At 69.9% G+C, this 26,713-nt stretch carries 27 protein-coding genes; 14 read left to right on the plus strand and 13 right to left on the minus strand.

Going from position 1 to position 26,713, the window contains the following annotated elements; all coding sequences use genetic code 11:
• Positions 1-35 precede the first annotated feature (35 nt).
• Both BDK92_RS12205 and BDK92_RS12210 read left to right on the plus strand, forming a co-directional pair.
• The gene (locus BDK92_RS12205) at positions 36-1,460 is read left to right on the plus strand and encodes a WGR domain-containing protein (RefSeq protein WP_121156815.1); all 1,425 of its coding nucleotides are present in this window, start codon (positions 36-38) and stop codon (positions 1,458-1,460) included.
• A 125-nt stretch (positions 1,461-1,585) separates the two neighbouring features.
• Positions 1,586-2,782 carry a low temperature requirement protein A gene (locus BDK92_RS12210; RefSeq protein WP_121156816.1) on the plus strand — a complete coding sequence of 399 codons (1,197 nt, stop codon included), beginning with the start codon at positions 1,586-1,588 and terminating at the stop codon, positions 2,780-2,782.
• 6 nt (positions 2,783-2,788) lie between these two features.
• Here BDK92_RS12210 and BDK92_RS12215 read toward each other — a convergent pair whose 3' ends face one another.
• The 3 genes from BDK92_RS12215 to BDK92_RS12225 all read right to left on the minus strand — a co-directional run bounded on the left by BDK92_RS12215 (position 2,789) and on the right by BDK92_RS12225 (position 5,829).
• On the minus strand, positions 2,789-3,973 hold the full coding sequence (locus BDK92_RS12215; RefSeq protein WP_170208556.1) for a low temperature requirement protein A: 1,185 nt from the start codon (positions 3,971-3,973) through the stop codon (positions 2,789-2,791).
• A 147-nt stretch (positions 3,974-4,120) separates the two neighbouring features.
• Positions 4,121-4,930: an Fpg/Nei family DNA glycosylase gene (locus BDK92_RS12220; RefSeq protein ID WP_121156818.1), complete on the minus strand. Its 810-nt coding sequence runs from the start codon at positions 4,928-4,930 to the stop codon at positions 4,121-4,123.
• 275 nt (positions 4,931-5,205) lie between these two features.
• Entirely contained in the window at positions 5,206-5,829 is a 624-nt protein-coding gene (locus BDK92_RS12225) for a TetR/AcrR family transcriptional regulator (RefSeq protein WP_211349191.1), read from the minus strand.
• 533 nt (positions 5,830-6,362) lie between these two features.
• Between BDK92_RS12225 and BDK92_RS12235 the strand changes: the two genes are divergently transcribed.
• From BDK92_RS12235 to BDK92_RS12260, 6 genes are all read left to right on the plus strand, one after another.
• Positions 6,363-6,782: a YbaB/EbfC family nucleoid-associated protein gene (locus BDK92_RS12235; RefSeq protein WP_147456968.1), complete on the plus strand. Its 420-nt coding sequence runs from the start codon at positions 6,363-6,365 to the stop codon at positions 6,780-6,782.
• Positions 6,775-7,089 carry a WXG100 family type VII secretion target gene (locus BDK92_RS12240; RefSeq protein WP_121156821.1) on the plus strand — a complete coding sequence of 105 codons (315 nt, stop codon included), beginning with the start codon at positions 6,775-6,777 and terminating at the stop codon, positions 7,087-7,089. The genes BDK92_RS12235 and BDK92_RS12240 overlap by 8 nt, the downstream gene beginning before the upstream one ends.
• A 22-nt stretch (positions 7,090-7,111) precedes the next feature.
• A complete protein-coding gene (locus tag BDK92_RS12245) occupies positions 7,112-7,597 on the plus strand; it encodes a WXG100-like domain-containing protein (protein WP_246016987.1) in 486 nt (161 codons plus the stop codon).
• 76 nt (positions 7,598-7,673) lie between these two features.
• A complete protein-coding gene (locus BDK92_RS12250; RefSeq protein WP_147456969.1) occupies positions 7,674-8,141 on the plus strand; it encodes a GH-E family nuclease in 468 nt (155 codons plus the stop codon).
• Positions 8,142-8,156: 15 nt separating this feature from the next.
• Positions 8,157-8,573 (plus strand): ankyrin repeat domain-containing protein, encoded by a 417-nt coding sequence (locus tag BDK92_RS12255; RefSeq protein ID WP_121156824.1) that lies wholly within the window; start codon positions 8,157-8,159, stop codon positions 8,571-8,573.
• Positions 8,570-9,109, plus strand: coding sequence for a suppressor of fused domain protein (locus BDK92_RS12260; protein WP_170208557.1), 540 nt, complete (start codon positions 8,570-8,572; stop codon positions 9,107-9,109). Before BDK92_RS12255 ends, BDK92_RS12260 begins: the two co-directional genes overlap by 4 nt.
• Before the next feature lie 36 nt (positions 9,110-9,145).
• On the opposite strand, the gene BDK92_RS12265 is transcribed toward BDK92_RS12260, so the two are convergent.
• A complete protein-coding gene (locus tag BDK92_RS12265; RefSeq protein ID WP_121156826.1) occupies positions 9,146-9,370 on the minus strand; it encodes a hypothetical protein in 225 nt (74 codons plus the stop codon).
• Between the two features lie 85 nt (positions 9,371-9,455).
• Between BDK92_RS12265 and BDK92_RS12270 the strand changes: the two genes are divergently transcribed.
• Positions 9,456-10,304, plus strand: coding sequence for a DUF4262 domain-containing protein (locus tag BDK92_RS12270; protein WP_121156827.1), 849 nt, complete (start codon positions 9,456-9,458; stop codon positions 10,302-10,304).
• Between the two features lie 24 nt (positions 10,305-10,328).
• Here the strand turns inward: BDK92_RS12270 and BDK92_RS12275 are convergent, their stop codons facing one another.
• Together BDK92_RS12275 and BDK92_RS12280 are read right to left on the minus strand one after the other, a co-directional pair.
• Positions 10,329-11,237 (minus strand): phytanoyl-CoA dioxygenase family protein, encoded by a 909-nt coding sequence (locus BDK92_RS12275; RefSeq protein ID WP_121156828.1) that lies wholly within the window; start codon positions 11,235-11,237, stop codon positions 10,329-10,331.
• Between the two features lie 169 nt (positions 11,238-11,406).
• Positions 11,407-11,757, minus strand: coding sequence for an MmcQ/YjbR family DNA-binding protein (locus BDK92_RS12280; RefSeq protein ID WP_121156829.1), 351 nt, complete (start codon positions 11,755-11,757; stop codon positions 11,407-11,409).
• Between the two features lie 435 nt (positions 11,758-12,192).
• Between BDK92_RS12280 and BDK92_RS38370 the strand changes: the two genes are divergently transcribed.
• Positions 12,193-12,540, plus strand: coding sequence for a hypothetical protein (locus BDK92_RS38370; RefSeq protein ID WP_147456970.1), 348 nt, complete (start codon positions 12,193-12,195; stop codon positions 12,538-12,540).
• Positions 12,541-12,579: 39 nt separating this feature from the next.
• Here the strand turns inward: BDK92_RS38370 and BDK92_RS12285 are convergent, their stop codons facing one another.
• Together BDK92_RS12285 and BDK92_RS12290 are read right to left on the minus strand one after the other, a co-directional pair.
• Entirely contained in the window at positions 12,580-13,248 is a 669-nt protein-coding gene (locus BDK92_RS12285) for a YceI family protein (RefSeq protein ID WP_121156830.1), read from the minus strand.
• A 369-nt stretch (positions 13,249-13,617) separates the two neighbouring features.
• Positions 13,618-14,577: an alpha/beta hydrolase family protein gene (locus BDK92_RS12290; protein ID WP_121156831.1), complete on the minus strand. Its 960-nt coding sequence runs from the start codon at positions 14,575-14,577 to the stop codon at positions 13,618-13,620.
• A 163-nt stretch (positions 14,578-14,740) separates the two neighbouring features.
• On the opposite strand from BDK92_RS12290, the gene BDK92_RS12295 reads away from it, so the two are divergent.
• Entirely contained in the window at positions 14,741-15,340 is a 600-nt protein-coding gene (locus tag BDK92_RS12295; protein ID WP_121162032.1) for a TetR/AcrR family transcriptional regulator, read from the plus strand.
• 42 nt (positions 15,341-15,382) lie between these two features.
• On the opposite strand, the gene BDK92_RS12300 is transcribed toward BDK92_RS12295, so the two are convergent.
• A complete protein-coding gene (locus BDK92_RS12300; protein WP_121156832.1) occupies positions 15,383-16,627 on the minus strand; it encodes a low temperature requirement protein A in 1,245 nt (414 codons plus the stop codon).
• Positions 16,628-17,111: 484 nt separating this feature from the next.
• Here BDK92_RS12300 and BDK92_RS12310 point away from each other — a divergent pair, with 484 nt between their 5' ends.
• The 3 genes from BDK92_RS12310 to rocD all read left to right on the plus strand — a co-directional run bounded on the left by BDK92_RS12310 (position 17,112) and on the right by rocD (position 20,223).
• A complete protein-coding gene (locus BDK92_RS12310) occupies positions 17,112-17,828 on the plus strand; it encodes an RAD23 family protein (RefSeq protein WP_147456971.1) in 717 nt (238 codons plus the stop codon).
• Between the two features lie 362 nt (positions 17,829-18,190).
• Positions 18,191-19,012, plus strand: a complete 822-nt coding sequence (ddaH, locus tag BDK92_RS12315; protein ID WP_121156835.1) for a dimethylargininase — start codon at positions 18,191-18,193, stop codon at positions 19,010-19,012.
• An 11-nt stretch (positions 19,013-19,023) separates the two neighbouring features.
• Positions 19,024-20,223, plus strand: coding sequence for an ornithine--oxo-acid transaminase (gene rocD, locus BDK92_RS12320; protein ID WP_121162034.1), 1,200 nt, complete (start codon positions 19,024-19,026; stop codon positions 20,221-20,223).
• Positions 20,224-20,311: 88 nt separating this feature from the next.
• Here the strand turns inward: rocD and BDK92_RS12325 are convergent, their stop codons facing one another.
• The 4 genes from BDK92_RS12325 to BDK92_RS12340 form a co-directional block, all read right to left on the minus strand.
• Positions 20,312-21,469 carry an FHA domain-containing protein gene (locus BDK92_RS12325; protein WP_121156836.1) on the minus strand — a complete coding sequence of 386 codons (1,158 nt, stop codon included), beginning with the start codon at positions 21,467-21,469 and terminating at the stop codon, positions 20,312-20,314.
• Positions 21,466-21,759 (minus strand): 4a-hydroxytetrahydrobiopterin dehydratase, encoded by a 294-nt coding sequence (locus BDK92_RS12330; protein ID WP_121156837.1) that lies wholly within the window; start codon positions 21,757-21,759, stop codon positions 21,466-21,468. Before BDK92_RS12330 ends, BDK92_RS12325 begins: the two co-directional genes overlap by 4 nt.
• A 95-nt stretch (positions 21,760-21,854) precedes the next feature.
• Positions 21,855-22,886, minus strand: a complete 1,032-nt coding sequence (locus tag BDK92_RS12335; RefSeq protein WP_121156838.1) for a fatty acid desaturase family protein — start codon at positions 22,884-22,886, stop codon at positions 21,855-21,857.
• A 136-nt stretch (positions 22,887-23,022) separates the two neighbouring features.
• Positions 23,023-26,649, minus strand: coding sequence for an SCO7613 C-terminal domain-containing membrane protein (locus BDK92_RS12340; protein WP_121156839.1), 3,627 nt, complete (start codon positions 26,647-26,649; stop codon positions 23,023-23,025).
• Positions 26,650-26,713: the final 64 nt, after the last annotated feature.

Here is a 26,713-nt window from a genome sequence, read left to right on the forward strand (position 1 = left end):
CGCCACCAGTCACTCCACCCCCGGAGGCTTCGCCGATGTCCCAGGAGAAGACGTACCTCGAACTGTCCGAGGCCGACGGCACCTCGCACAAGTTCTACGAGGTGACCATCGACGGCGCGGAACTGACGGTCCGCTACGGCCGGATCGGCGACACCGGCCAGGTGAAGCGGAGCAGCTTCGCCAGCGCGGAACGGGCCCGGCTGGAGGCGTCCCGCAAGGTCGGCGAGAAGGTACGTAAGGGCTACGCCCCGGCCGTGCCGGGGGTACGGCAGAAGCGCAGCGTCTCCCGTCGCCAGATCGTCAGTGTCCGCTCCACCGCCCGGCGCGCCCCGGTGCTCTGGCGTTACGACTCGGGTGCTCCGGCGTTCGGCATCTTCGTCGATCGCGACGGCTGCCTGGTAGGCAACGAACGCGGGGTGATCACCGCGTTGAACCACAACGCCGAGGTGATGCAGCAGTACCGGCTGCCCGACGGGGTGAAGTGCATCGTCGCCGACGACGACTGGCGGTACGCCGGCTGCGATGACGGCAACGTCTACGACATCTCCGGCAAGGTGCCCCGGCTGGCGTACCGGATCGCCGACGACATCGACATCTACTGGCTGGACATCCACGACGGAGTGCTCGGGGTCTCGGACTCCGGCGGCGGCATCGCCTCGATCGACCACGAGGACGAGTTCCTCTGGCGGCGGCAGGGCAACGGTTCGAGCGGCTGGATGGTGCGGTGCGACGCGGACGCCGTACACCATGGTCATTCCCGTGGGGTGACCAGCTACGACTGGCGGACCGGCCGTGAGGTGTGGCACCAGTCGACCGGTGCGGTCCTCTTCGGCTGGCAGGAGCCCGGCACCCTGTACGCGGGCACGGCCACGAACCAGGTGGCCCGGCTGAGCAAGGACGGCCGGTTCGAGCGGACCTACCGCTGTGACGCCGCGGTCTACTCCTGCGCGACGGCGGCGGACGGCGAGTTCGTCTTCGCCGGGGACAGCCACTCGTCGATCTACTGCTTCGACTCGGCCGGCAACCGGCTCTGGAAGCTCGGCACCGGCTGCGGCTCGGCCTACTCCATGCAGTATCACGACGAGCGGCTCTATCTGGTCACCACGACCGGGGCGCTGGCCTGCGTCGACGCCAGCGAGGCGGCGATCCGGGCCGCGGAGCAGGGCACCGTGCCCGACGTGGTGGACGTGAAGGCACCGCCCCGGATGCCGGCGGTCCCGGTCTCCACCACCGTCGAGGTGGTCCACGATCAGGACGACGGGGTGCTGGTGGAGTGCGTCGAGGAGGGTGGCCGGCTGCGCATCCACGTTCTCACGCCGGGTTTTCGGCGGGACTGGCTGGTCCAGTTTCCCAAGGGCATTCGTGAGCCGCGGGCCCGCTATCTGGTCTCGGAGGTCCGGGAGTCGGGCCGTGGCGGTTTCTACCGGGCGTACGGGGACATCCGTCGTCTGCGCGGCTGAGTCGCCGGTCTCCAGGCCGGCCGGCCCCGGGTGGCCCGGGAACGGATCACCCCACACCGCCACTTCCTACCGCTTAGTGTCTGTTTACGGCGATAACGGTGGACCGGCGGCGGGTGGGGTGATCGATGGCGACGGGCGGCGCCCGGGTGACGGCCTCGACCTCCGAGGATGCGCAGCGGCCGGCTTTCCTGGAACTCTTCTTCGACCTGGTCTACGTCGCCGCCCTGCTCGGGCTCGCGACAAAGCTCGGCGACAAGATGAGCTGGGCAAGCATCGGTCAGACCATGACGCTGCTGCTGGCGTTCACGATGATCTGGGCACTGACCGCCTGGGCGGGGAACAGGTTCGACCCGACCCAGCCGCTGATCCAGCCGCTGGTGCTCGGGGTGATGGCGGCCAGTCTGCTGCTGGCCGCCGCGATCCCCGACGCGTACGGCGACCGCAGCCTGCTGTTCGCGATCACGTACGTGACGATCCACCTCACGTCGAGCTTCTACTACGGCGTGATCGAGCGGCACGGCCCGTCGGCGACTCGCGGGCGCCGGGTCTTTTTCTGGGAGTCCATCGCCGGCGTCGGCTGGATCGTCGGCGCACTGCTCGGCGGCACGTCTCAAGGGGTGCTCTGGGCGACGGCGGTCGGCATCGAGTACCTCGGCGCCGCGTTCGGCTGGCCCGTACCCCGCGCCGGGCGTTCCCGTTCGCAGGAATGGCGACTGATCGGTGAGCGGATCTCCGAGCGTTACCGGCAGTTTGTGATCATCGCGCTCGGCGTATCGCTCTTCGTCACCGGAAAGGCATTCGGCGAGACAAAGACCCAGCGGATCGACCAGGCGTGGGCGGTTCTTGTCGTATTCACGATCACGGTGCTGATGTGGCGGATCTACATCTACCGCGCCGGTGAGCTGATGACGATCGCCATGTTCCGGTCGGCGAATCTGCACCGAATCGGGCATCTCGCCGCCGCCGTCCACGTGGTGATCGTGGCCGGCATCGTCATCACGGCAGGCACCTGTCAACTCGTCATCGAACACCCGTTGGGCAGGACGCCGCCGCACTGGATTCCGGCGCTCCTCGGCGGCCCGGCCCTGTTCCTGCTCGGCCGAGGACTGCTCGACTACGTCGTGTTCGGTCGCGTCTCCCGGTCCCGGCTGGTCGGGCTGGTTCTGCTCGCCGCGGTGGTGCCCACGACGCCCCTGATACCGCCGATCGCGATCACCATCATCGACCTGGTCATCCTTGCCCTGATTGCGACGGCCAACCTGCTCAGCACCCGAAAGCACCCCCGGGAGCCGAACCCACCGGTGCTGGGCGACCCTTCCTGACGCACCTCACGGCACCGGGACCGCCGGGCCGCTCAGCCACCTGGTCCGGACCAGCGTCTCCACGAGCAGGGTCAGCAGCAGCACCAGGTTGGCCAGGATCATGATCATGAGCGGCGGAAGGGGCGCCACCGCGGGTCCGATCGCGCCCAGCACGACCAACGCGACCGCACGGGACAGGAGCAGCCGGCCGGTCACCACAAAGTCGAAGAGGAGCCCGCCGACCAGGAACAGTGCCGGACCGCCCAAAATCAGCACGATCCAGCTCGCGGGTGCCTCGCCGAACGGGCGACCGATGACGAGTATGTCGCTTGCCGAGATGACCACCGCCCCCGCCACCATGACCAGATGGGTGTAGGAGGTCGAGGTGCCGGAACGGACCCGTTCCACCAGAGCGACCTTGGCCGGTGCCAGTAGCTGGCGGACCCGGTGGAAATAGAGGTGGAAGAGCAGCACCGCATTGGCGAACGCCACCCCGCTGGCCGCTACCCGACCGGCCTCGAAGCCGCTGGCGGAGAGTTCCAGCCCGGTGGTCAGGATCAACTCACCGAGCGCGATGATGAAGATCTCCCGGTGCCGCTCGGATAGATGGGTGCCGGTGAAGATCTGGCTGGTGAGATCCGTCCGACCGAGTCTCGGCGTGGGCCAGCCGACCCGGGCCGAGCCGAGGTCCACCGCGACCGCGACGGCCCAGAGCACCAGTCGGGCCGTGCCGTCGACGAGCGCACCGGCCACCCAGAGGGGACCGGTGACACCGAACCAGAAGAAAACCCGGACGCTCCTGGCCTGGATATAACGGTTGACCCGGGTCCCCGGTATCAGCACCAGATCACGGGCGAGGTGGATGCCGAAATACCCGGCGACGAAGATCCACCCGGCGGAGCCGAACGCGCGGGGCGTCGTGATCGCCATGACCAGGGCGCCGAGCATGACCGCGAGTACCGTCGCCTGGATGATCGGCAACTGCGGATTGAAGAGGTCGGTCAGCCACGCTGTCAGCACCCAGACCCACCACGCGGCGGCCAGCAGCACCGCCATCATCACCGCGTTGCGCACGCTGGGGTCGTTGGCCAGGGCCCCGGCGATGCGGGAGAGCAGGAAGATGTAGACCAGATCGAAGAAGAGCTCCAGGAACGTCGGGTACTCGGGCTCGTCACCCTTGCGCAGGATCCGTGGTAGCGGACTCGACGTCACGGCGGCTGGCCTCCTATGCACGCCGGACCAGCGAGAGGCGGCCATATCCTGGTCTTGTTCGTACCCCGCTAAACATACAAAACAGGTGGTTATCCGGCAGCCAAACGGCTCGCTCCCAGACCCGATGAGCCCGGCTGGTCGGCTCGGTCAGCGCGGCTGGCAGGTCGGGCACCAGTACAGGTTGCGCCCGACCAGTTCACCCTGGCAGATCGCCGTACCGCAGACGTGGCAGGGCTGACCCGCGCGGCGGTAGACGTACACCTCGCCGCCGTGCCGGTCCACCCGGGGCGGTCGGCCCATCGCCTCCGGCAGGTGCTGCGGCCGTACGGTATCGATCCGACCGGTCACCACCGCGGCGCGCATCAACTCCCCGAGATCGTCCCAGAGCGCCGCCCAGCCGGCGCCGGTCAACCGCTGCCCGGATCTGCGCGGATGCGTCCCAGCCCGGAAGAGCGCCTCGGTCACGAAGATCAGACCGGTACCGGCCACGATCGTCTGGTCCAGCAGCAGCGCCGCCAACGGGGTCGGACTGCGCCTGATCCGCCCGTACGCGGGCTCGGGATCGGCGCCCGGCCTCAGCGGATCGGCGCCGAGCCGATGCCGCAGCGCCTCGACCTCGGGCGGTGTGAGCACCTCGCAGGCGGTCGGCCCACGCAGTTCCAGCCAGTGCCGGTCGGTGCTCATCCGCAGCCTGACCTGCCCGACCGGGTCCGGCGGCTCGCCGTCACCATCGGCGAACTTGCCGTACAGCCCGAGGTGGACGTGCAGGCTCACGCCACTGGCGTAATGATGGAGCAGATGCTTGCCGTACGCCTCGGTGCCGTCCAGGACCGTGCCACTAAGCAGCGCCGCCCCCTCGGCGAACCGACCCTGGGGGCTGTCGACCAGCACCTTGTCGCCCGCGAAGAGCGCCCGGTGGCGTACCGCGAGCCGGTGGATGGTGTGTCCCTCAGGCATGGTGACCAAGCCTATGCGGTAACTCGAACTGATCGCCCCGGACCCACGGCGGGGTCAACAGGGGGCCCTTCCTATACCGAAAACGATAAGAGGGGGCCCTTCCTTACAAGCCAGTGCCCCCTCGGCCATGGCGGAGGCGCGAGGGGGCACTGGGGTCGAGGCGACCGTTGACTGTACGTCCGTCCAGTCCACTGTCGACACGACCCTACGAGCCCGATCATCAGCTAGTCAACCGGACGTTGGCAAGTCAACGGTCCGCGAGCGGACGGCCACCGTCAGACGGGGGCGCGCAACCCGTCGGTGACCCGGAAGTCGTCCGGCGGCAACGGCAGCGGCGACGGCTCCCCCAACTGATAGAGCTCGTACAACCGGGGCCGGACGTCCGCCAGCGGGTAGGTGTCCTCGTACACGGCGAGCTTGTAGACCACACCTTCGAGCAGGCTGCGCAGCAGCACCTCCTCCAACGCCGGATCAGCCGCACCCCGCGCCTTGAAGATCGCGCGCAGCCGCTCCTCGAAGGCCCGTACCGCGACCGCGCGTGACCGCTCCACCTTGGCGAAGACCTCGCGGGTGCCGGGCTGGAGCATCAGGCAGAGCATCAACCGCTGCATGCCGAGGAACTCGCGGGCGCCGAGCAGTGCCCGGTCGATCACGGTCGCGAGCAGTCGGTCCGCCGGCACGTCCTCGCCCTGGTCGTCCAGCATCGAGAGCACGCTGTCCAACCAGCGCCCCAGGACCGCCTCCAGCAGGTCACGTTTTGAGGCGAAGTAGTAGGAAATGAGCCCCCGGGACACCTGCGCCCGCTCGGTGATCTGGGAGATGGTCGCTCCCTCGTACCCGTGAGCCGCGAAGACCTCCAACGCCGCACCGATGATCCGTTCCTGGGACCGATGGCGCATCTGGACGTTCACCCGAGGGGAACGAGGGGACACCGATGACCTCCAGTTGGGAGCGCGCAACAACATAGGCATCATTGCGTACCAACCCAGGTCGCGAGGGCTCGGCGGCGCTGCGGCGGGGTGTCCGAAGATCACAAACGTCCGCCGGAGCGCCCCACGAACGTCAATGCCCGTCGCGGCAGTCGCCGGCCGTGGGCCCGCGCGCGGCGAGAAACACCCCCGGGGGTACGCCCATGAGACGCCGGAACTCCGCTGTCATGTGGGCCTGGTCGTAGTAACCGGCACCGCTCGCCAACTCCGACAAATGCGTACGGGAGCGCGGTCGCGAGCAGCGCGGTCGCGTGGCGTACCGGACCACTGTTCGCCGACGGCGTCGACACCATGGCTCACCCGCCTGTCAGGATGTTCCTCCGCTGTGGACTCGGTACGGGCCGACCCACGCCGGTCATCGGGGCAAACCGCGTTGCCGATATCTACTACTGTCAACCTCCGCCGATGGGACAGACGGGAGTGTGCGGGTGACGGATCCGGGAATGGGCGCCGCTGCGATCGCGCAGTTACTGGAACAGACGCGCCGAAGCCTTCAGGAGATGCGCGCCGATCGAGATGACCTGCCGGAGATCGAGGCGCGAGGAGAAGCTGAGACCGCTGGTGGGCTGGTCCGGGCGGTCGTCACGCCCGAGGCGCACCTGGAAGTCCTGTATCTGGACCCGCGGGCGATGCGGATGGATTCGCTGGCGCTGTCGGAGGAGATCGTCCGCGCCGTCAACGCCGCCGCCGACGAGCTACGTGCCCAACATCCGCAGGGACCAGCTGGCGCTCCGGACCCGCAGGCGCTGGCCGAGCAGTTGGAGCAGGTCCAAGAAGAATCGGTACGCCGGATGGCGGTGTTCAGCACCGCGATGGCCGACGTCCTGGACCGCCTCGCGCAGGGCGACGGCCGCCGTGGCTGACGGGCTGCTGGTGGAGACGGAGACGCTGCGCCAGGCCGGACAGCAGCTACTCCAGCTCGCCGAGGAACTCGACGGCGCCTGGGCCCGGTTCTCCGGGCAGGTGCAGGCGATGGGTGACATCTTCGGCGACGACGACGTCGGCGGCCTGATCGGTATCGGCTATCACGCCGCACACGAGATAGCCGGCGACTCCTACCTGTCGGTTGTCGACGGCCTCTACAGCTTCAGCGCCGGCCTGAGTGACATGGCCGACAACTACGACTCGGTCGAGGCGGACAACACCGGCCTCTTCTCGGCGATCTACTGAGCCGGGCGACCCCATGGGATTGATGATTCCCGGCGAGCTGGCCAACCTGCTCAACGAGCTCGGCTACACCTGGCCGAAGTCCGACGAGATGAAACTCTTCGAGCTGGGGCAGAACTGGCTGGCCCTCGCATCCGAGCTGCAGGCGCTCGGACAGAGCGCCGACGCGGCGGTGCAACCGGTCGCCGCCGCGAACGCCGGTGAGGCGATCGACGCGTTCCTGGCCGCCTGGCACGGTGACGACGCCGCGCCGTCCGTGTTGGACAGCGGCGTCACCGGCGCCAACGTCATCGGCGGGGCCCTGTTCGTCTGCGCGGCCGTGGTCCTCGCCCTGAAGATCAACGTAATCGTCCAACTGACCCTCCTGGCAATCGCGATCATCCAGGCGATCGCGACGGCCGCGCCAACCTTCGGTGCGTCCCTGCTGGAGATCCCGGTCTTCAAGAGGCTCACCGACATCGTGATCAACATGCTGATCGACCAGGCTCTCGGGGTAATCCTCGGTGGCTAGGCGGAACAACGCGACCGGCGCTGGCGCGAATCGCATCGCCCAGGCCGCCGCCTCGACCTTCAAGACGAAAGCGAAGGTGTACGGCCCGCTCACCGCTGAGCAGGCCCGGAAGAAGGCTGAACGGGCCGCGAAGCGCAAGGAACGCCGGGAGGCCACGCCGGTGGCGGTCCGTGACCGCGTCAAACTGTCCGCACCGACAAAACGTGCAATCTATCGCGACGCGGTCCGAGACCAGAACGGTGACTTCGTCTGCGAGGCCACCGGCGGCAAGATCCCCCGCGTGACCACCCCCGACGGAAACACCGTTTATATCAACCCCGACACCGGCCGCCGGGTCAACCCGGGACAGGGCGGCATGACCGTCCCGCAGCCCGGCACCTTCGACTTCGGCCACCGGCCCGGACACGAGTGGGCCGACTACAAGAAGGAAGCGATCGCGAACAACTACGATCGGGCGCGAGTCATCAAGGACCAGGACAGGCCGGAGATCTACCGGCTTGAACAACAGGGACCGAATCGCAGCCGCAAATTCCAGGGCCCATAGAAGGAGCCGGTGATTATGGCCAAGTCAGACGACCTGGACCGCGACGAGCTGCACTACGCGGCACTCCGCAACGACGTCGACCTGATCAGGCAACGTCTCGCCGCCGGCGTGCCGGTGTCAATGCGGGAGCGCCGCGAGGGTTACACCCCGCTGCACTTCGCCGCCCAGGACGGCGCCGCAGCGGCGGTCGATGCGCTCCTCAGCGCCGGAGCCGACGTCGACGCCCTCTCCAACCGGGGACAAAGCCCGCTCTGGCTGGCCGTCATGAACTCGCGCCGGGCGCCGGACGGCGTTGTCGTGCGGACGCTGCTCGAGCATGGTGCGGACCGCAACCTCCGCGACCAGGGGGGGCAGTCACCGCTCGAGCTCGCGCAGCGCATCCACCCGTTCCCGCTCGAGTGGTTCGACGAAGTGCCGGAGGGCAAGCAGTGAGCCTGGAAGCGATTGCCGACCACTACGACCTGTATCTGGGTGAGTCCGAGGACGTCGCCCCGGTCGGCGTGCTCCGCATCCTCGATTTCCAACCGGACGAGGCCGACTTCGTCACCTTCGCGTCTCTCGGCCTGTCGGCGGCGAAAATCACGGCTGTGTTCCCGCAGGAGATCGTCTGCTCCGTCGTCGACGGCCAGGACGGTGCCGCCGAACACCTCGTCCGAATCGCCGTCGAACTCGTCCTGCAGCAGGGCCGTGGCCTCGTCAACGAGGATGTCATCCCCAACGACGGCCCGCTGCTTGCCGGCACCGAGATCCATGGTGTCCTCGTCGCCTCACACCCGTCCCTGGGCGACTCCTTCAACGTCGTCTTTGCCGAGGACGGAGTGACCGTCGTCGCCGAACTCATGACCATGATCCCGATCACCGCCAATGAAGTGGCACTCGCCCGACGTGAGGGCGTACAGACACTGATCGCCCTGCTCGACGTCGCCGACGTCAACCTCCTCGACGTGACCCGAGACTCGGTGGTCTAGCAAGTCAACCCATACCCCTGCTCCTACCGGGTCGGGTCAGCCGAGCTGGATGGCCAGGGTCTGGAGGTGCCCGTCGACCTGTGCGCGGTCGTAACCACGCAACCGTACGACAAGAACGGCCCGCCGGATCTCGTCCCGGGCCGCGGCGAGCCGCACCTGGTCCGCCGAGGCGGGTGCCTCCTCGACCAACGTGATCAGTCCGTCCACCTCGGCGGTGTCGTAACCCCGTAACGCAACCGTGAAGCTCGGCTTGCTCCGCATCCGGCCAGTGTGCGAACCGGCGGCAAGCCGCCGCCCCGCAGCCCTGGCCACTGCCGGTCGGCAACGCCGTCGGTAGAGTCGCGAGGTGACCGAGCTCCCCTGCGCCTGCCTCGTCTGCTCCGACGCTCCCGTCGGAAGGGACGACCGCATCGTCGACACCGTCCGGCAGCACGGCTGGTCGGCCCTGCGGGTCGAGGGCGGGCTCAGTTTCGCGTACACGGTCGGGCTGTGGCACACCTTCCGCCGGCCCGAGATCGTGATGTTCGGGCTCGACGGCGAGAACATGCAGCACTGGTTGAACGCGTGCGTGGACCGGGGGCGCGCGCACGGCTGGCCCGAGCCGGGGGAGCCGTTCGAGGGTGTCTTGCAGGGCTTCGAGACCCAGTTGCGACCGGTGCACGAATCGTGGCGGGACGCACTGTTCGGCACCGCGCACCGCTTCTACGGCGGTTTCGAGGTGCCCGTACTCCAGCTGGTCTGGCCGGACCGCGACGGACACTGGCCGTGGACGGACGGGGCGACCCCGAGCAGCCGCAATCGGCAGGCGTTCGCCTGGTTGCCGGTCTCCGAGCACCCGGCGGGCGCGTGGCGGCTGGTCGGTGAACTGGAACCGGGTTTCCCGTTCCCGGTGGGTCCGGACAGTCTGGCCCTGACCACCGCGGCGGTGCTCGACGGTGAGCGGCCAATCGCCCGGGTCAGCCTGGACGACGGCGCGTACGACGTGCTCGACGAACGCGGCTACGACGCCGACGACCTCTGCCTGGCCTTCCTCGGTGACCTGGTGGTGCGGTACCCGCAGGTGACCGCCGCCGCCGATCTCGGCGAGGGACAGGTCGCGATCAGCGGCGACGACCAGGTCTGGCTCCGTGCCGGGCAGTCACCCAGCGACAGCCGGGCAAGCCAACGAGCGTGGGAGTCCGCCCAGCCGCGTTAGCCACCGGACGGACCCGGCTGCCGGTCAACGGAGCCAGGGAATGGAGCGGTCGAGGCGCCGGCGCCGCTTGAGCTCCCGGCGCAGTGGGATCTCGTCGTCGACGTACCCGTCCCAGTTGACGCCCCAGTGGTTGGCCGTGTGGGTGCTCTCCCCCAGCAACTGCCGCTGCACCGGCGTACGTGCCGCCCACCACGGGCCGTCATGGTCGAGGTGCAGGTCGTCAAGGGGACGGATCCAGCGGTACGTGTAACCGACGAAGAGCATCTTGCGGGTGATGCTGGAGCGGTTGATCGACCGCGAATGCCACAGCCTACGGTCGAAGACAAACGCGTCGCCGGGGTTGGCGGTGATCTCGACCGCGCCCTCCGGGTCGGGGTGGTGCACCGAGAGATCCGCCGGGCGGGGCAGCGAGTTCCTGATGTGGCTGCCCGGGATGACCTTGGTTGCGCCCCGACCCGTCTCCGAGAGGTCGGAGAGCACGTACGCGACCTTCAGCGAGAACATCGGCCGAGGCTGGTCGGAATCCAACGTCTGCGGGTCGGAGTTCTGCCGGTAGCCGTCCTGGTGCCAGCCCCAGTACGGCCGCTCCGCCTCGGCGGCCGGCTCCGGGGGCGTCACGTCGAGGTGGTTGTGGTGGGTGTGGATGTTCCAGCCGAGCAGCCCCCAGACGTACGGGAACGTCGTCGGGTGGGTGAGCAGTTCGCCGAAGAGTTCGTCCCGTTCCAGGAAACCGAGCAGGTGCAGGGTCCCGTTCTTCGCGGTGTTGCCCGCCGTGGCCGCCCGGTCGTGGATCCGGTCGACCGCCTTCTCCAACGCCGTCCGGTGCTCCTCGGTCAGCACCTGCCGCAGCAGCAGGAAACCCTGGTCGTGGAACTCCTTGCGATCGACGTCGCTGATCGTCTCGTACCCTGTCCGCCCCTGGTAGTCGAACATTCCGCCAACCTTTCCCTTGACACGCGTCCTGTGAAGCTGTCAGGGAGTGAACCGGCCGGATACGAAAAAAACATGTGGTTCGGATCAGCGATCGATGGCGGGGGTCCGGGCGGGTCGGACTCCATCACCGCCGTACCTGATCTTCGCCGTCCCTTCACAAAAGCCCTGGTCAGACGGTTGGTCGGTCCCTCAGCGGAAGCTTGCTCAGCACCGCCTCGTAGGAGGCGTCGATCGCCTCGACGAGTTCGTCGTCCGGGATCGTGCCGTCGATCCGCAGGCTGTTCCAGCCGTACCGCCCGATGTAGGCCATCACCGAGGCGTCCCGGGGGTGGCGGAGCAGCCACTCGTCGGCGATCTCGCGGTCGGCACCGCACTTCACCCCGACCGAGGTTCGTGACTCGGAGCCGAGAAACGCGAAGATCTTGCCGCCGACCTTGACCACAATGTCGGTCTCCCACGGCTCGTCCTGCCAGGCACCCGGTTTGGCCAGGCAGTATTCGAGCACCTCGTCCCACGTCATCCCAGTCCCCCTTACTGACAGCCATGTTCACATGCCGGTACGACACCGCGCGTGATCCGCACTGACACGCAGCTCGGGAGAGTGAGGATCGCCGGGTACACGTGGCTCCCCGGGCAGGCGTTCAAAGATGCTCAGTCGGAATGCCCAGCGTGATCCACGCCATACCGCCGACAACGCCTGGCCCCGTTCGCCGGCACGAGGTCCGGGTCCCCGGAGATCGACGCACCGGTTCGGTCGATCTCCATCAGCCCCACGTTGGAACGTCGCGGATTGTGCTGACGGTATGGACTCCCGGCGGTCCCGCGCCGGACGGTACGACGCCCTGGGTGCTCCGGTCGCGGTCAGCAGCGACCAGGGCCGGAGCTGGATCTGGCCGAACGTGCCCGAACTGGGCGACGTCGTGACGCTGCACGGCGGCAAGGACGGCTCCGACACGTGGCTGATCCCCGAGGTGCAGGTGTTCCGACGCTGTTGCGGCTCGCCGACGACCAGTGGGTCACCGTCCCGGCGACCGGTCACCCGACCGAGGCGGGCAAATACAACGCGGTCGCGGTGGGCGGCGGCGCACTCGCGGTCGCCGGTCCGGGCGGCTTCGGGTACGTCAACACAAGCGACGGCGTCTGGGTGAGCGATCCACGGGTACCGCCCGGGCTGGGCCTGGTTGACGTACTCGCGGACGACACTCTCGCGGTGACCGACCGGGCCACCTCGGACCAGTTCTACCTGGGGATCGGCTCGGCAGCACGGCGCAACTGGGTGCAGATCCTGCTCAGGTCCGAGTGAGCCGCCGGGTGGTCGGCGGGGTGGCGACGCCCGTTCGGGTCAGGACTGACGGATGGCCTCACCGGCGATTTCGATCCGTACCGTCTTGCCGACGAGAACTCCACCGCTTTCGAGGACCACGTTCCAGAGCAGGCCGTAGTCCTCGCGGTCGATGTCCGCCGTCGCGTTGAAGCCGAAGATGTCCTGCCCGTAGGGATCACGTCGGGCACCGCCGAACTCCACCTGAAGGTCGACCGCCCGGGTGATTCCCTTCACCGTCAACTCTCCGGTGAGCACGAATCGCCCGGGCGTCTGGGCCACTTGCGGCGGTACCTCGCGCCCCGCGCCCCGCTGACCCAGTCGGTGGTTCCTCAACCGGGCCCAGGTGAAGATCGGGTCTTCGTTGCGCTGCCACTTGATGCCCGTACTCCGGTATTCGAGCGTCCGATAGCGCTCCACGTCGAGAAAGTCGGGGCTGCTCAGGTGGGTGTCCCGGTCGATGCTCCCGGTGGTGAGGCTCGCCGTCTGGATCGTCGCGGTCACCGAGGAGGCCAAGGGGTCCTCCGCCACGTGGATATGGGCGGTCGCCTCGGCGAACTCCCCACGTACGGGACTCACCATCATGTGTCGGGCCACAAAACCGATCCGCTTGTGCGCCTGATCGAGAAGATAGGAGCCGGCAGCCGGGATGGTCATGCCTTCCCAGGTACGTGTGACGAAGTCGGTCATCGTGTTGCCTTCCCCGGTTGTCTTCCCCCCGAGTTGTTCCCGGGTGTTTGCCAGCGCGCTACTGGAGCCCGCGGGTACGCGAGTCGGTCGGACCCGCGTACCCGCAGCCCAGCATAAGGACGCTCCGGGGCCGCTTTCCTGGCTCCACCGAACGGTGGATCTCGACTGGCCGCTCGCTCGGGAGAAAGGTGCGTACGGCGGCGAATTCACACGGCATTTCGGTCATTTCCCTGCGGGAATCGGCTAGCGAAAGGGAGTGACCGACGATCGAATTCGATGGGACTCGATCCCGGGGCAACGTCCGGGACCTGCGCCGACCCGCCCACGTGATAACGCTCACCACCAGGGGCCTCGCCGGGTCCGGTCCGCCTACTTGGACTCGACCCGTCCGAGCGGGTTCGGGCCGGCCGCCAGCGCGGCACGCGCCGCCTGCCAAGCCGATTCGCCGGGGTGGAGCTCGGTACGGAGGTAGGCCCAGGTGAGTCGCTGGACCACGGACACCCGCTCGGGGTTCTCGTCCGTCGTCTCGGCTACGTCATATCCGGAGACCCCGCCGAGCCCGTGCTCCGCCTCGAACAGGGTGAGCAGAGACTTCGGGCCGGGAGCGAGGAAGTACGGATCCGTGTGCCAGTCCGCGCCCCGAACGGTCAGGTGGGCAGAGGTGTCCTTGTCGCCAGCGACCACGAGCGTGGGCGTCGCCATGGCGGAGAAGTCCGTGGTCACAAAGAAGGAGTAGTTCTTGGCCGCGAACTCGCTGAGGGCGTCGCCTCCTCTACCGGGCGCGGCGAGCAGCACACCCGCCTTGATCCGGGGCTCGGTCAGATTCACTTCCGTTCCGTCCTCCGGATCGGTGAGCCGGGCGCCCAGCAGCAGGCTCGCGGTGTGCGCGCCCATCGAATGCCCGGCTACGGCGACCTTGCTGTGGTCCAGGCGCCCGAGCAGCTGTGGCACGGCGGCCTCGATCACGTCGAGCTGGTCGAGGATGCGCTTCATGTCCTCGGCCCGCGATCGCCAGTGCAGGGGCGCCCCCGGGGTAGCGGGGTCGAGCCTCAGCGTCCGGGAACTCAGATGGGTGGGCTGGATCACGACGAAGCCGTGCGCCGCCCAGAAGTTGACGAGGGGGGCGTAGCCGTTCAGCGAGGAGAGGTTGTTCGAGTGGCCCTGGCCGTGCGAGAGGAGGATGACCGGCAGCTCGCCCCCGGTCACGGGCGCGGAGACCCGCACCTCCAGGTCCACGGCTCGGCCGGGGGCCGACAGCACCACCGGGCTGACCGAGAGCACCGGAGTGGGTGGGCTGACAGTGTCGGCCACGTAAGTCGATCCAATCATGATGCGTGTTTCCCTTCACTGGCCTCTGCCGCGGTCTCGTCCGGCTCGCGGCAGGTGAGGCTGTCAGGAGGTCGGGCTTCAGCTAAGCTAAAGCGGAACGTTGCTCCGATTAATATACGGAGCAGTGTTCCGCTTTGTCAACGGCCACCGGAAGGAGAACGCGGTGCCCACCACCAGCCAGTCCGGGCAGGTGCCTGCCCGGGGCAAACGGGCCGACGCGCTGCGTAATCAGCAGACGCTGCTCGCCGCCGCCGCCGCGGTGTTCGTCACCTCCGGCGTCGACGCGCCGATCCGCGAGATCGCGGCCAAAGCGGGCGTCGGGATGGGGACGATCTACCGCCACTTCCCCACTCGGTCGGATCTCGTCGTCGCCGTCTACCGCCACCAGGTCGAGGCATGCGCCGAGGCCGGCCCGATCCTGCTGGGCAGTGCCGACTCACCGCTCGCGGCACTCCGACAGTGGGTCGACCTCTTCGTTGATTTCCTCGTCACGAAGCACGGGCTCGCCAACGCGCTGCAATCGGAGAGCAGTGGCTTCGACGCGCTGCACACCTACTTCCTCGACCGCCTGGTGCCCGTCTGCGCGCAGTTGCTCGACGCCGCCGTCGAAGCCGACGAAATCAGCCCCGGTACGCACGCCTACGAGCTGATGCGGGGCATCGGCAACCTCTGCGTCGGACGTGACAGCGACCCCCGCTACGACCCCCGCCGACTGGTCGAGCTGCTTCTCCAGGGACTACGGCGACCGCGACCGTCATCCTGATCCCGACCGTCGACGGGTGCCTACCGCCTCCTGGCCGTACCGTCATCCGCCGGGCGGCTGACGGCCCGGAAGCCGGATCGCGTCCCAGACCCCGACGCCGGCCACGACCAGGGTGGCGATGGCCGAGAGAGCCAGCGGCGACACGTGCGGCCCCACCGGCACCAGGGCGGCGAGCGCGACGATGGCGAGCAACCGGGGCAGCGAGAAGGTGGCGAAGACGGAACGCTTGAAGAGCAGGTGCCCGGCGAGGAAGAGGGCCGGCCCGCCGAGCACGGTGACGATGGTGACGGTCTCGGCGTGGCCGCCCGGGTGGGCGATGACGAGGTCGTCCCCGACCGCCGCGACGATGATGCCGGCGACGATCGGCAACTGGAAATAGGTGTACGCCGAGCGGCCGATCTGCCCCGGGTTCTCCGATTGCTCGATCGCCGCGCTGGCGGCCTCGGCGCCTCGGTCGAAGTAGAGCCACCAGAGGGCGACGGTGCCCAGGAACGAGACGGTGAACGCGAGCAGGTGCGGCGCCTCGGCCGGACGGGTCCCGAAGACCGTACCGGTGATCAGGATCGATTCGCCGAGCGCGATCAGGATGAACAACTGCCCGCGTTCGGCGAGGTGCCGGCCGTTGACCGGCCAGTCCGCCGGGTCGGACTTGCCCACTCCGGGGACCCAGAAGCCGGCGATGGCGGCAAGGTATTCGATCACCACGGCGGCGGCCCAGAACGCGAGCCGCGCCGACCCGTACGAGAGACCGCCCGCCACCCAGAGCGCACTGGAAACGGCCTTCCACACCAGCAGGCGCTGAAAGTTGAGCCGCAGCCCCAGCCGTTGACGCTTCTGCTCCGCCGACTCCCCCGCCGCGCCAGCGCCCGGCCGACCCAGCGTCACTATGACGAAGACGTTCCGCCCGACCTGGATCGCCGCGTACGCACCGGCGACCCAGATGCCCCGCTCCCCGTACGCCTCCGGCAGTGACGCCGAGACGATCAGGCTGAGCAGCATGAGGACGACCAGCATCAGCCGCACGGCCAACTGGTTCGGGTCGAACCAGTTGGTGACCCAGGAGGTGTCCACCCAGGCCCACCAGATCGCCAGCAACAGCAGCAGGGTCTGGGCCGCACCGAGAAGGGTCAGGTGGGTGAGGAGGAGGTGGGTCAACTGCGTGACCGCGAGTACGTAGATCAGGTCGAAGAACAGTTCGACGAACGTGACCCGGCCACGTCCTTCGGAGCCCCGGAGGCCCCGCACGCTGTCCCCGATATCCGCCACCTGACCGGCCTCCGACCGCATCCGCCCAGCTCAGCCGCTGTGGCCAGGCCGATGGTAACGGCGGGTACAGCGCCAGGTCCGCATGTTGCGGCAGGTCAGGTCAGGGTACGAGCAGCAGGAGCGTGGCCAGGGCAGTGGCGCCTCGGCGTGGGCCAACGCCCGGTCGAACTCGACCCCGGACGCCGCCGAGATCTCCTGCTCACTGATCCGGGACGCCACAGAACTCCCCCACCACGTTGCGGAAGTGGTTCACCAAGCTGTCGGTTTCCCGCTTTCCCAGCGCCGGACGCTGCTCGCCGAGCCCCACGGCGAGCGCGTAGGGCTCGCCTGTCGGACGAGCCGTCCCCGTCCGATGTGGGCGACCGTCCATGTACCCGAACCCTCCGCCCGCCAACCGTCCGGCCTGGTGGTTGGCGGGTCGGAGATCGGGGTACTCCGATGGTCGTAACCGCGTGGGCACCGGCGAACAGGCGTAGGTAGCCGCGCTCCGACCAGGAGGTGTGTTGTGGTCAGAATTCCTTCGCTCTCGCGGCGCACGGCGGCGTCGACCGAGCCCGGGCCGGCGGTGACGCCCGCGCCGACGCCAGACAGCGGACGGGCGGGTGACACCGGTGCGGTGGCTCCGCCGAGCGCGGTGGCTCCGCCGAGCGAGCGGGCGACGTACCGCAGTTCGTCGGCCGGCTCCGCGACCGCGCCGGTCATCGACCGCCCACGTACGAGTGTCAGCCGGGACGACGACACGCGGGTCGACGGTCGCCCCGCAGGAGAGGACCTTCCCCGGGCCGACCGTCGTGACCGGACCGACGGGCCGACGACCACCACCGAGCGGGTCGACGACCGGACGACCGGCACCGAGCGGGTGGACCGCGAACCGACCGTGGTGGCGCCGGCCGGCCCGCGCCCCCGGGCCAGCCTGCTCGCCACCGTCAGCCTGGTCCTCGGCGTCGCCGCGGCCCTCTTCGTGCTGACCGGCACCCTCGCCGGGTACGGCATCGCGATCGGCGCCCTCGGGTCGCTGCTCGGCGTCGCCGGCGTCTCGGCCACCAGTCGCCGGCACGTCGCCGGCAAGTCCGACGCGCTGCTCGGCCTGGTGTTGGGGCTCGGCGCGGTGGTCCTGGGCATCCTCGCGATGACCGGGCAGTTCACCTGGCCGACCACGGACGGGGACTGGGTGCTGCGATTCCGGGAGTGGCTCGACTCACAGTTTGTGAACCGCTTCTAGGGGGCAGATATGACGCCAGAGCGGTGGTGCACCGCTCGGGCGTAGCTCGCCGGTGGTGGTTCACCGCCAGAGCTGAGTCGATGAAGGGGGCGGCGTCCACGCCGCCCCCTCAGCGACGACCGGCAACCCGTCGTACGGCAACCGGCTCCGAGCCGGGTGACCGGGCGACGCCGATCAACCGGGCGACGCCTGATCACCCGACGCAACGAATCGCCGTAAGAGGCCGCTCCATACGCAATGATCCGCCGCACGACGCAACTCCTCCCAGTGGTTTCGGCCAGGCCCAGCCGCATAGCGTTGGGTTACGCGCCAGCGGTGTGAGCCGACCCCGGCCGGGCGCGCCCGACCACTGGGAGCAGGGCATGACGCTGGACAACAGCCGCCGGCACTACCTGATGTGCCGGCCCACATATTTTGCCGTCGAGTACGCGATCAATCCGTGGATGGATCCGAGCGCTCCGGTCGACGCCGCGCTCGCCATCCGTCAGTGGGAGACGTTGCGCCGCACGTACCTCGACCTCGGCCACACGGTCGACGAGATCGAACCGGTGCCCGGCCTGCCCGACATGGTCTTCGCCGCAAACGGCGCGACCGTGGTGGACGGCGAGGTGCTCGCCGTCCAGTTCCGTGACCCGCAGCGGGCCGATGAGGCACCCGCGTACCGGTCGTGGTTCGAGCGGGCCGGGTACCCGGTCCACGAGGCCAAGTACGTCAACGAGGGCGAGGGCGACATCCTGCTCGCCAACGGGATGCTGCTGGCCGGCACCGGATTCCGTACCACGCACGCCGCGCACGCCCAGTTGCAGGAGGTCTTCGGTCGGCCGGTGGTGACGCTGCAACTGGTCGACCCGCGCTTCTACCACCTGGACACCGCGCTCTGTGTGCTGGACGAACGGAACGTGGCGTACCTGCCGGAGGCCTTCTCCGCCGGCAGTCAGGCCGTACTGCGGCGGCTCTTCCCGGACGCGGTCCTGGCCGAGGCGGCGGACGCCGAGGTGCTCGGCCTGAACGCGGTCAGCGACGGCCGGAACGTGGTGCTTCCGGCCCAGGCCACCGGCCTGGCGGCCAAGCTTCGCGAGCGCGGATACGCGACAATTGGCGTTGATCTGTCCGAGCTACGCAAAGCGGGCGGCGGACCGAAGTGCTGCACCCTGGTGCTGCGGGAACGAGAGGCAAGCAAGTGATCGTGGACGACATGCTGCTCACCCCAGGGGCGGTACGCGACGCCGAACGCTGGACCGCGCACAACTACCACCCGCTGCCCGTGGTGATCTCCTCCGCCGAGGGCGCCTGGGTGACCGACGTTGACGGCAAGCGCTACCTCGACTGCCTGGCCGGCTACTCGGCACTCAACTTCGGCCACCGCCACCCGAAGCTGATCGCCACCGCGCACGAACAGCTCGACCGGCTCACCCTGACCAGCCGCGCCTTCATCCACGACCAGTTCGCCGACTTCTGCCACGAACTGGCGGACCTCTGCGGCACCGAACTCGTCCTGCCGATGAACACCGGCGCCGAGGCCGTGGAGACCGCGATCAAGGTCGCCCGTAAGTGGGGCTACCAGGTCAAGGGCGTGCCGGCGGGCCAGGCCACCATCGTCGTCGCCGACGGCAACTTCCACGGCCGGACCACCACGATCATCAGCTTCTCCACCGACCCGGACGCCCGCAACGACTTCGGGCCGTACACCCCCGGCTTCCGGATCGTCCCGTACGGGGACCTCACCGCGCTCGCCGAGGCGATCGACGAGACCACCGTCGCCGTACTGCTCGAACCGATCCAGGGCGAACAGGGCGTGGTGGTGCCGCCGACCGGTTACCTGCCCGGCGTACGGCAGCTCTGCACCGAACAGAACGTGCTCTTCCTCGCCGACGAGATCCAGTCCGGTCTGGGCCGGACCGGCGCCACGTTCGCCCTCGACCACGAGGGCGTCAAGCCGGACATGTACCTGCTCGGCAAGGCGCTCGGCGGCGGCATCGTGCCGGTCTCGGCGGTCGCCGCCGACAAGTCCGTACTCGGCGTGCTGCGCCCGGGTGAGCACGGTTCGACCTTCGGCGGCAACCCGCTGGCCTGCGCGGTCGCCACCGAGGTGGTACGACTGCTCGCCACCGGCGACTTCCAACGTCGTTCGGCCGAACTCGGGGCGCGCCTGCACACGGCACTGGGCGGGCTGGTCGGCGAGGGCCTCGTCGCCGTACGCGGCCGTGGCCTCTGGGCCGGGATCGACATCGACCCGTCGCTGATGACCGGCCGGCAGGCGTGCGAGCGACTGGCCGCACGGGGTGTGCTCGCCAAGGACACCCACGGCTCGACCATCCGGCTGGCCCCGCCACTGGTGGTGGAGCCCGAGGAGCTCGACTTCGCCGTCGAGCAGCTCCGCGCCATCCTGAGCTGACACCGGGAAGTCACCGGCGACGAACCGGTACGTGAACAGCGGTCACCCCAATCCGGGTGACCGCTGTTCAGGTACGCGGAGGATGCGCTCAGGGGCGCTCGATGACCCGCATCGCCATGGTCGGCGCCTCGGCCATCACCGAACTGGGGTTGATCACTCCGCCGGAGGTCCAGTTCGACGACCGACCGATCTGGACACCCGGGTACAGCTCGACGATGTCACCGCCACGCAGCACCCGGTTGGCCTGCTGCTTCAACGCGATCCGCTCGTCCTCGTCCATCGAGCCGCCGGGCCGGACACCCGACCCGTTGGTGCTCACGTCGAACGCCACCAGGTCGCCGCCGCGCAACTCGAAGCGGACGTGGTTGCGGCTGATCCAGCGCCGGGCCTCCTCGCTCAGCCACTGGCCGAGCACGATCCCGCCGGACTCCTCCGGCGCGCGGCCGACCATCACGGGCCGGTCCGCGGAGACCACGAAACGACGACGTACCTGGCCACCGACGCGGACCGAGAGCACCTCGGTGTCCGGCCGGGGACCGGCATCGGTGAGGCGGCGGTCGTGCCGGGGGCAGCTCGGGGCGCCGCCGCGCAGCGTGGGCGGGGGCTGCCCGCCCGGTTCGCGGTCGGACCGGGCCAGATCGGCGAAGGAACCGCCGCCACCGCCACCATCGCCGAACAGCACGCAGCCCGGTTCAGGGCAACGCCACAGCCGGGACAGCAGCTTCGCCCCGGTCGGGGACGGGCCGGGCGAGGTCCAGACCGCCTTGCCACCGGCCTGGGCCACCAGGGTCGGCCCGTTCGGGCTGTTCACCGGGGCGAGCAGGCGGCCGGGCTGCGACCCCAGCCAGGGATAACGCCCGAGCATGCCGTCGAACCGCATCCGGCTGAGCACCGGCAGGCCAAGCAGGTCGGCCAACTCCAGCATCCGCTCGACCGGGTTGGGCAGCACCTCGACCAGGCCGTCATCGGCCCACCGCCGGACCACCATGCGCTCATTGGAGGTGAGGTCGGCGTCGGAGAGGAGCGCCCGGTGCACCACCGGGTAGACCGGGACGCTGTCCTCTTCCAACTGCCGACTGAGTGCGTCGATGACGATGCCGAGCCGGAGCATGCTCGCCGGGCGGCCGCCGTCGAAGTCGGTGTAGCGGACCACCTCGGCCAGGTCCAGTACGGCACGGGCCAGCGACGGATCGGTGCAGACCCGGCCCTCGATCGCGTCGAGGACCTTACTGATCTCGAATCTCACGCCGCTCCCCCGAGGATCTGGTCGATACGCTGTGCGAGCTGGATGTCCCGGCGGGTCACGCCCCCTACCGAGTGGGTCGCGCACCGGAAGGTCACCGTACGCCAGCGGATGTCGATGTCCGGATGATGGTCTAGTTCCTCGGCCACCACCGCCACCCGGTCGACCGTCGTGATCGCCTCCGGGAAGCTGCCCAGCTCGACGGTACGGGTGATCAGTGCGGGATGACCGGACCAGCCGTCCAGCCGCTCCAGTTCACCGCGCACCGCCTCGGCGTCCAGCACCTCTGCCATAAGGCAGACCTTACCGCCGCGCTTCCCACCCGGGGAGGGCAACCGGGGCCGGCGCATCCGTCGGGTTCACCCACCCCGGCCTGCACCGGGACAGATCAACGGTCGGCGCGCAACCCGGCTCCGACGCTGTGCAGGTGCCGCAGCGCCTGGGCGTACGAGTCGAGCAGGCCGGTCTCCTCGTAGGGGATGCCCTGCTCCGCGCAGTACTGCCGGACGATCGGCTGGGCCTTGCGCAGATTCGAGCGGGGCATGCTCGGGAAGAGGTGGTGTTCGATCTGGTAGTTCAGCCCGCCGAGCGCGAAGTCGACGACCCGGCTGCCCCGTACATTGCGGGAGGTCAGGACCTGCTTGCGGAGGAAGTCGAGGTCGTCCTCGGCGGTCAGCACCGGCATCCCCTTGTGGTTGGGCGCGAACGAGCAACCCATGTAGACGCCCCACAATCCCTGGTGTACGGCGATGAAGACCAGCGCCTTTACCGGCGACAGTACGGCGAAGACCACGCCGAGGTACGCGGCCACGTGCGCGACCAGCAGCACGGCCTCGACCGCCCGGTACCGCATCGGTGCCCGGAACAGTCCCTGGAAGCTCGCGTAGTGCAGGTTCAACCCTTCCAGGGTCAGCATCGGGAAGAAAAGGTACGCCTGGTGCCGGGCCAGCCAGTGGCCGAAGCCGCGCCGCTCGCGCGCCTGCTCGTCGGTCCAGACCAGGGCTCCGGCGCCGACGTCGGGGTCGTGGTCCTCGTGGTTGGGGTTGGCGTGGTGCCGGTTGTGCTTGTCGATCCACCAGCCGTAGCTCAGCCCGACCGCCAGGTTCGCGGCGAGCAGGCCGGCGACCTCGCTGGCCCGGCGGTTGCGGAACATCTGCCGGTGACCGGCGTCGTGTCCGAGGAAGGCGACCTGGGTGGAACCGATCGCGAGGAGGACCGCGACCAGCAGTTGCCACCACGAGTCACCGACCAGGACAAGGGCGCCCCAGCCGGCGGCGAAAAGCCCGACGGTCAATGCGATCTTGGCCGCGTACCAACCGGGCCGGCGGTTCAGCAGACCCGCCTGACTGATCTTCCGAGATAACTGCGCGTAGTCGCTACCTCGTCGAAGGGTGGGTTCCGCCACCGCGCCGACCGTCATGACTTCTCCCAGATTGCTCGGAATTGATGACGCGCCGGGCGACGCGCGCTGCCTCAAGTCTCGCGATCGAGCTTGCGCTGAGTAACCCTGGAAACCCCCTAATGCGCGGTAGTGCCAGCCCTACCGCCACAGGTGATCAACTCATCCGGGAGACGGCCGCGCGCCAGCGCGACAGGTCCCGCCGCCGCCGCTCGTACGTGATGGCGAGCCCGATCAGGGCGAGCCCACCGGCGGCCAGGAAGATCCACCGGGGTAGTTGGTCCCACGCGCCGACCACCTCGTGCAGGGCGACGACGGCCAGCGTGGCGCCGCCGAGCAGCACCGGCGCCTGCTGCCGCCAGTGCGCCCCGGCCAGCACCACCACCAGCGCGCCGACTCCGAGCAGCAGCCGCCGCCACGGTTGGTCCCCGTCGACCAGCACCGACGCGAGGCTGGGCAGGAGCGCCGCCGCGAGCCCGGGGCCGTACGTCACCCAACTGCTCAACGCTGGCTGGACTCGTAGCGCCAGCGCGCCGACGACCAGCGCGCAGAGCGCTGTGGGCAGGGTGTACGCCTCCAGCACCGCCACCTGCGCGGAGCCGAGCAGCACCCAGACCGCGAGCAGTTCACAACCGGCCGCCGCCGAGGCGAGCAGTGATCGGCGCCGGGCCGGCTCACCCGGGCGCAGCGCGCGTACCCCGACCACCACCCCCCAGATGGTGGCGACCGCTGCCGCGTACCGGGCGGAGCCGACGGTCAGCAGCAGGGCGACCAGCGCCCCGGCATGCCCGGCCGCCTCGATCGCGATCGACTCGGCCGGCCGCCGTCCGCGCAGCAACGCACCGCCGGCCAGCACCACCGTGGCCACCCCGAGCACCACGAGCGCGGCCACCCGCAGCGGCAGTTCGGCCGCCCGGCTGGCGGCGACCGCGAGGGTGAGGGCGGCGCCGCTGGCGACGAGCCAGCCGACGACCCGCACCGCCGGCAGTGGTGCCGCGCCGCCGGCCGCCGCGCCGATCGCCGTGGCGACCAGCACGACCAGGCCCAACGCGAGCAGGGTGCTGGCCTTGGTGGGCAACGCGCCGGCCAGGCCGGCCGCGGCCAGCAACACCCCCGCGGGTACGGCCACCAGCCCGAACCGGGTCGCGCCGGGCGCTGCCGTACGGCCGATCGGTACGGTGCCGGCAAGCAGCGCGGCGAGTCCGCCGAGCAGGGCCACCGCCGGCACCACCGGCCAGTTTGCACCGACGCAGGCGAGTACGACCGGCACCGCTGTCGCGGCCACCGGGAACGCCACCAGTGCCGCCCCGCCGAGGCTGCGGTGCCAACCCCAGCCGGCCAGGGCGAGTACGCCGGTCAGCACCACCAGTGCGGCGCCGGCACGGCCGTCGACGGGCCAGCCGTGCGGGGCGAGCCCGACACCGGTGGGCGTCCCGGACCAGACCCGGCCCAGCCAGCCGTACGGGCCGAGCAGCACCGCGCCCACGGTCGGCGCGACCGCGAGCAGGACCGGGAACGCCAGCACCGGCACGCAGAGCAGGCTGGCCGACACCGGGCCGGGCAGCCGGGTTCCGGCCCGTGGCGCCTCCACCGGTCCGGTGCCGGTCGGGGTGCCGGCCCGCGCCGTCAGCACTCCGCCGATCTGGAGCGCGGCGACTCCCAGGAGCAGTGCCAGCGCCGAGTAGAGCCCGAGCGGCTCGTCGGTTCCCCCGGCCAGTGGGGCCAGCCCGGTCACCAGTGCGGTGCCGGCGAGTGCGGTGTCGGCGTACGGGAGGTGATCGGGTCGGCGGCGACGTACCAGCGCCACCGCACCGAGTACGAGTACGCCGCTGGCGAGCGCGGCCCGCGCCTGCCACCACGGTTGCACCCCGGCGGCGAAGAGTCCGACAGTTGTCGTCGCCGGTACGGCGAAGAGGCCGACGGTGAGAGCCGCCCCGCCGATGACCCGCCGTACTGCTGTTACCGGGTCCGGTGTCCCGTCGCCGTCGCCGTCGGTGCCGTCCTCGCCGGGCCGACCGGCGCCGGCGAGTACGGCGACGACCAGCCCGGTCAGCATGATCGTGCCGAGTACGGCCGCGGCACTGGTCGGACGGGCCAGGGCGACCAGGAACGCGTGCCCGGCCAGTGCCGCTCCGACGACCGCCCGGACCAGCACCGACGCCACCCCGGGCGCCGGCACGCGTACGGCGGCGAGCAGCAGCGGCACCGCGACCGCCAGTTCCACCCCGGCCAGCCCCCACCAGGGCAGCGGCAGCGCGGCCGGGAAGGCGAGCACCGCCAGCCCGACGCCGGCTACCGCCACTGGTTCCCGGGCCGGCCGGGGCAGCAGCATCGCGAGCGCCAACGCGACCAGCAGTACGGTCACCGACGCCTGCCAGTCCAACGTGCTGACCAGCCCGGTGCCGCTCCCCCGCCAGGCCGGCCGCGAACGGTCCACCGCCGCCAGTCCGGTCATCGCGGCCATCGCGAAGGTCAGTGAGCCCAGGGCGCCACCGAGCAACAGCCCGCCGATCCACGGGCCGCGCCAGACCTCGACCGGCAGCCATCTGCGGCCCCACGCGACCGCGCCGGCCAGTACGGCGATCACCACGCCGCTCGCCACCAGTGCCGATGGCGGGGCCAGGTCGAGGACCGGGCGCAGGGTCGCGGCGGCGAGGGTGAGCACGACCACCAGTCCGGCGGCGGCCTGGAAGCCGGCGTTGCGCGCGAGCACCGCACCGGCCACCAGTACCGCCACCGCGACCAGCAGTGGCCCGCCGGCCAACACCGGCGTTCCCGGCCCGTCGCCCACCAGCAGCGCGATCAGGCCGCAGAACGCGGCGACCGCCAGCGCGGCGGCGTACGCCACCCAGCCGACGACCCGACGAGCCGGCGCCACCCCTCCGGGCGCCGCCCCGTCAGTTCCCCCACCTCCCACACGTACGCCCGCCGGGGCCGGTTCACCGGTCTCCGGCACCGGAGCGGACCGGATCCGCTCGGCGTACACCACGATCAGGTTGAATCCGGCAAGCGTGGCGAAGGCCAGCGCCCAGCCGGCCGCACCGGGATCCGTCTCGCTCACCAGGAGCGGCAACACCGGCTGGACCAGCGCCAGCGCGGTGAACCAGGGCGCGTCGAGGCGGGTCAGTCGTTGGTAGCCGAGGGCCACGGCAGCGCTGACTCCCCAGACCAGCGCCGCGTAGGTGGGGCCCGACCAGGCCCGGACGTCGAGCAGGTTCACCGACCAGGCGGCGTAACCGTCGAGCGCCAGCAGCAGGAGTCCGACCACCGAGAACGTCTCGGCGGTCGCGGTGAGCCCTCGTCGCTTCGCCAGCGGTGGCAACGCGAGCACACCGGCCGTGACGCCGGCCAGGATCGCCGCCCGGCCGGCCACTCCGACCACCGACCAGGTGACCGCGATGAAGACGATCGCGGCGGCGCAGAGCAGCAGTCCACCGAGGACGAAGAGCAGGTTCTGTACCGTCCGGGTGGACGCTTCCGGGCGTACCGGTGGCGGCGCGGCGGCGTGGACGACCGGGGCGGGTGCCGGGCGTGTCGCCACCACCCGTACCTGTGCGGCCAGTTCGGCTCGGCGGCGGCGGAGCCCGTCGAGGGTGGTGACCAGTGCCGTGTACGCCTGCCGGGTCTGCTCGACCCGGGCGGTCAGCGCGACGATCTCACCGTCCAACCGGACCACCTCGGCGGCGACCGGGTCCGGTGCCCGTCCACAGCGCGGGCAGCCGGTGCTCAGATTGGCCCCTGCCCCACATCCGGGGCAGGGATACAGACTCGGCGGATTGCTCACCCTCGCATGCTCGCCCCGCCGGCCCCGACCAGCACAGAGTCCGGGTACTCAGCGACCGGCGGTG

This window comes from Micromonospora pisi (assembly GCF_003633685.1).
In the GTDB taxonomy this organism is placed as follows: Bacteria; Actinomycetota; Actinomycetes; order Mycobacteriales; family Micromonosporaceae; genus Micromonospora_G; species Micromonospora_G pisi.